At 32.5% G+C, this 4,119-nt stretch carries 4 protein-coding genes; all 4 read right to left on the bottom strand.

Annotated features, from left to right (window positions below; genetic code table 11):
* Nucleotides 1–690 precede the first annotated feature (690 nt).
* Nucleotides 691–1,398, bottom strand: coding sequence for a hypothetical protein (locus tag SK086_RS13515; protein WP_324692330.1), 708 nt, complete (start codon nt 1,396–1,398; stop codon nt 691–693).
* Nucleotides 1,399–1,787: 389 nt separating this feature from the next.
* Nucleotides 1,788–2,291 carry a DUF6934 family protein gene (locus SK086_RS13520; protein ID WP_324692331.1) on the bottom strand — a complete coding sequence of 168 codons (504 nt, stop codon included), beginning with the start codon at nt 2,289–2,291 and terminating at the stop codon, nt 1,788–1,790.
* Nucleotides 2,292–2,939: 648 nt separating this feature from the next.
* Nucleotides 2,940–3,389 (bottom strand): hypothetical protein, encoded by a 450-nt coding sequence (locus SK086_RS13525; protein WP_324692332.1) that lies wholly within the window; start codon nt 3,387–3,389, stop codon nt 2,940–2,942.
* Nucleotides 3,390–3,567: 178 nt separating this feature from the next.
* On the bottom strand, nt 3,568–4,119 hold a 552-nt coding region (locus tag SK086_RS13530; protein WP_324692333.1), incomplete at its 5' end, for a hypothetical protein.

The raw sequence follows: 4,119 nt of genomic DNA on the forward strand, positions 1-4,119 counted from the left end.
AAAAGTAAAACAACAAAAAGATATTTCAATTTACTTATCATTACTAATTCAGTTTTTTTATTAAAAGTTACATTTTTACTGCGGTTTTCAAAAAATATCGCACAACGTTTCGCGGCTTTGCGTCTGTTGCGATGCCAACGAACTGCGTACTGTCTGCTAAGATAAAAGTTTTTCGTGAAGAAAGAAGTACAACACAAGAAAAAACCAGCAATAGCGCAAAACCTGCTGTTAACCCAATTTTTCCAACCCAAACTTGAGCACGCAACGTAACCAGTTACATTTTCCAGTTTCTATTTCGGATTTTACTTTCTCGTTTCTGCTTATTCTCTGATAAACTTTCAACGCAAACTTGGAAAAAATTCGGTTAGATTTTCCGCAAACATTTTCCGCAACGATTTTCAACTTTCAGTTTTCCGCCAACTTTTTCTAGTAAATATCTTTTGAAAACGGATTTTGTGTTCAACTACTTTTTAAAAAACCTGGAACGGAAAATGAATTTGAATTTACAACTAAAGTTGCTACTGAAATGCGGTTCTGGAAAATATGGGTTAACGTTTCGCTGCTATCCGACTGTAGCGAATCCAGCGAACTGCGTACTGTCTGCTAAGATAATATTTTTACGTGAAGAAAGAAGTACAACTCAATAAAAAACCAGCTATAGCGGATAACAGCTGTTAGCAGTAGTCGTATTTAGTAGTACTCAAAATATGTTTTGTAGATACTTGTTTCGTCATCAGTAATTGTAGTTACTCTGTTATCTTCATCGAGTGTATATTGAAATTGGTAGTAAGTCAGAGGTATACTAAAGTCATCGCCTTCGTATGGATATGCTTTTTTAGTTTCAAAAGTATTATTTGAAAATGCGCGAGAATTATATCTTAAAATGGCTATTGATTTTAAGACATTCGTAGGATTTGGGACTGTTAAATTATAATTCAGGTATTCGACAAAAACTTCATTATTCCTTTCCTCAGAAATAATATTATTATTCACATCATAATTGATTCTGTGGATATCTGAGTTCGCAGAAGTGACTTCTGATAAATTGCCATTCATAAAAACAAAAGTCGTAGGGTAATTTGAATTATTGTAAACTATTGCCGTATTACCGTTCCAAATTACTTGAGAAACTATATGATTATTTCGGGTTTCACTCAGGATTCTGCCATTGGCGTCATATTGAAAAGTACTAAAAAAACTTTGTTCCGGATTATCGTTACTAATGTATTTTTCTGCAAGTACATTTCCATTAGCGTCAAATGAATATTCTGAGCTATGTATAGTAGAAAAGATTTCAAAATCATTCTTTAAAGTGATTTTGAATGAAGCTTCAGGGAAAGGAATTTGGCTAACATCGATATCATTTTCTTCACCATCATCGTGGTTACAGTTTGCCATAAAAAGACTTATTATTATAATTCGTAGATATTTCATATTGTCGCTTTTAAAGTTGATTTTTCCAACGATTACTGCTAACGTTTCGCCGCTATCCGACTGTAGCGAATCCAGCGAACTGCGTACTGTCTGCTAAGATAATATTTTTACGTGAAGAAAGAAGTACAACTCAAGAAAAACCAGCTATAGCGGATAACGGCTGTTAGCTGCTGGGCAAATTAAAGGAATAAAAAAGCCTCCATAATTTAGAGGCTTAGTTTTAAGGCTTATTTGTTTAAGCTTTAAGTATCAATTCAGAGTTTATAAGTTCTTCATCTTTTGTAGATACTAACTTAATCTCTTTAATTTTGTCTAATGCTTTATCAAGAATAATAGTAGCTTTTTTCACTGGCTTACTCTTGAGCACCACTTTCTTCTTTGTTGTTTTCATCTTCTTTTCTTTCTATTAAATATGCGTGCCAATTAGTATTTGGATCAAAATCTTCTTGAACCAATATTCCATCATCACGTTTTCTAACGCCAAAGATATAAAAATCTTTTGATATTTCATCATAATTAATTGTTATTGCTCTACGATATAGTCTAGTACGTGCTTCATTACTACCTTTAAAGATAACTCTCTTATCAGGATTGTCATTTGTAAATTCATATATTGATGAAGCAACAGTTGTTAAAACTAAGTCTCTATCTCCGCTAATAGCTGTATCATCTATTTGTACTACTTCTCCATCATCACTAATGGTTACTATATCTCCAAAGGCTAGATTATAAACATTTTGATTTATAGTAGGTGTATATTTAATTGCTTTATCAACTGCTCCATTAGTTCCATTACTTGTAAAAGTAAAAATTGTACTAGTACTGTTACTATTTAGTCCATATTGTTCTCTGTCCATATTAAAAAATTAGCCTGCAATTTATTAACAAATATTGAGCTTTGAAATTTAAGACGTTCTTTTATGCAAAAAGTTGTGATTTGCCTTGCAGCTAACGTTTCGCGGCTAGTGGCTTTTTGCGAAACCAGCGAACTGCGTACTGTCAGCTAAGATAAAGTTTTTACGTGAAAAACCAACGTGAAACTACGAAAATCCAGCAATAGCCACTAACCGCTGTTAAACCATTTTTTGCGACGTAAACTTGAGCACGCAACGTAACCAGTTTGATTTTCCGGTTTCTATTTCGGATTCTGCTTTCTCGTTTCTGCTTATTCTCTGATAAATTTTCAACGCAAACTTGGAAAAAATACGGTTTGATTTTCTGCAAACATTTTCCGCAACACTTTTCCAGTTTCTGATTTTTGTCAACGGCATCTTTTCTTGAATGATTTTTATAAAAAACCGAAAAAAAATGGACTTGAATTTTATACAAAAATTGCTGCTGAAATCGGGAACGCAAAATGTGGTTTAACGTTTCGCTGCTATCCGACTGTAGCGATTCCAGCGAACTGCGTACTGTCTGCTAAGATAAACTTTTTACGTGAAAATAATGGTACAACTCAAGAAAAACCAGCTATAGCGGATAACAGCTGTTGGCAGTAGTTTTTATTATTTATTCTCAATTTCCATCAAATAACTTTTCCATTTCTTCTTGTCAATTAAAAATGAGAATTGAAAAGATTCTTCAAAGACTTGAACCTTATCTACGTACTTTATTGTGTCTGCAAAATAAGTTTCAATCTTTTGTGATTCTCTGTAAAAGTCAATTGCAAAGTCTGTATCAGGACAACAACAATATCCGGTATATTCAGAATTCTCAAATAGTTTTTCAAAGTTTTCAATCTCTTTTAAGTCATCAACTTGATATTTGTTTGTATTTTCAAAGCATGAATCTTCTCTAACACTTTCATTTTGATTAAATCTCTTTGGCTTAATTCTTATTTTGTCAGATTCTGAAATTGTAGAATAGAATGAAACTTTGTCACTCGTTTCCTCAAAGTAATTACAACTAAGCGTCAAGAATGAAAAAGAGAAAAGAAAGAGAATTTTTTTCGTCATAAATTTTGTTCTCGGTTATGCTGAGTTTTAAAATTACTGCCAACGTTTCGCGGCTAGTGGCTTTTTGTGAAACCAGCGAACTGCGTACTGTCAGCTAAGATAGAATTTTTACGTGAAAAACAAGCGTGAAACCAAGAAAAACCAGCAATGGCTACTAGCCGCTGTTAGCGGTAGTACTTTAGCTTATCCACGAATATAATTCCGCAAAATATTTCCAACTTCCATTTACTTTCACAAAAGTTGCGAGTTTTCCACCTTCAGTTTCGTCAAAGTAAAAAATGCAAATAGAATTATTTCTTAAAAAAATTGGCTTTGAAAAACTGTGATATATATAGAATGACGATTTTTTACTTAAATAACTTTCTATTGTATCTCTTGCAATAAATTGAGCATCAACAACTTTATTTTTGACCCAACCGTTATTGTTGTTCTTTTCAATTTCTTCTGAAACATACTTCATTTCTTTTTCAGTAAATATGATTTTTTCAGGAAGTATGGTTTTTATATTATCAGGATTGTTTTCCCTCAATTGAATTTTCGTTTTTCCAAGTGCTCGTTTTATATCGTTTAGAGTAGATGGCCATATCTTTTCGGTGTAAATAATTTTGTTTTTGGTTTTACTTTTTATGTAGTCATTTAGGAATTTTACGGCTTCATCATCTTTCTGCGCCATAATTGAATATGACGAAAACAGTGCAATGAAAAAAATAAAGGTTCTAATTTTCATAAG

This window comes from Flavobacterium cheonhonense (genome assembly GCF_035671315.1).
Lineage (GTDB): Bacteria > Bacteroidota > Bacteroidia > Flavobacteriales > Flavobacteriaceae > Flavobacterium > Flavobacterium cheonhonense.

Excerpts from the sequence above, each read along its gene's own strand:
- SK086_RS13515 (WP_324692330.1), bottom strand. The coding sequence starts at position 1,398 with ATGGCAAACTGTAACCACGATGATGGTGAAGAAAATGATATCGATGTT.
- SK086_RS13520 (WP_324692331.1), bottom strand. The coding sequence starts at position 2,291 with ATGGACAGAGAACAATATGGACTAAATAGTAACAGTACTAGTACAATT.
- SK086_RS13525 (WP_324692332.1), bottom strand. The coding sequence starts at position 3,389 with ATGACGAAAAAAATTCTCTTTCTTTTCTCTTTTTCATTCTTGACGCTT.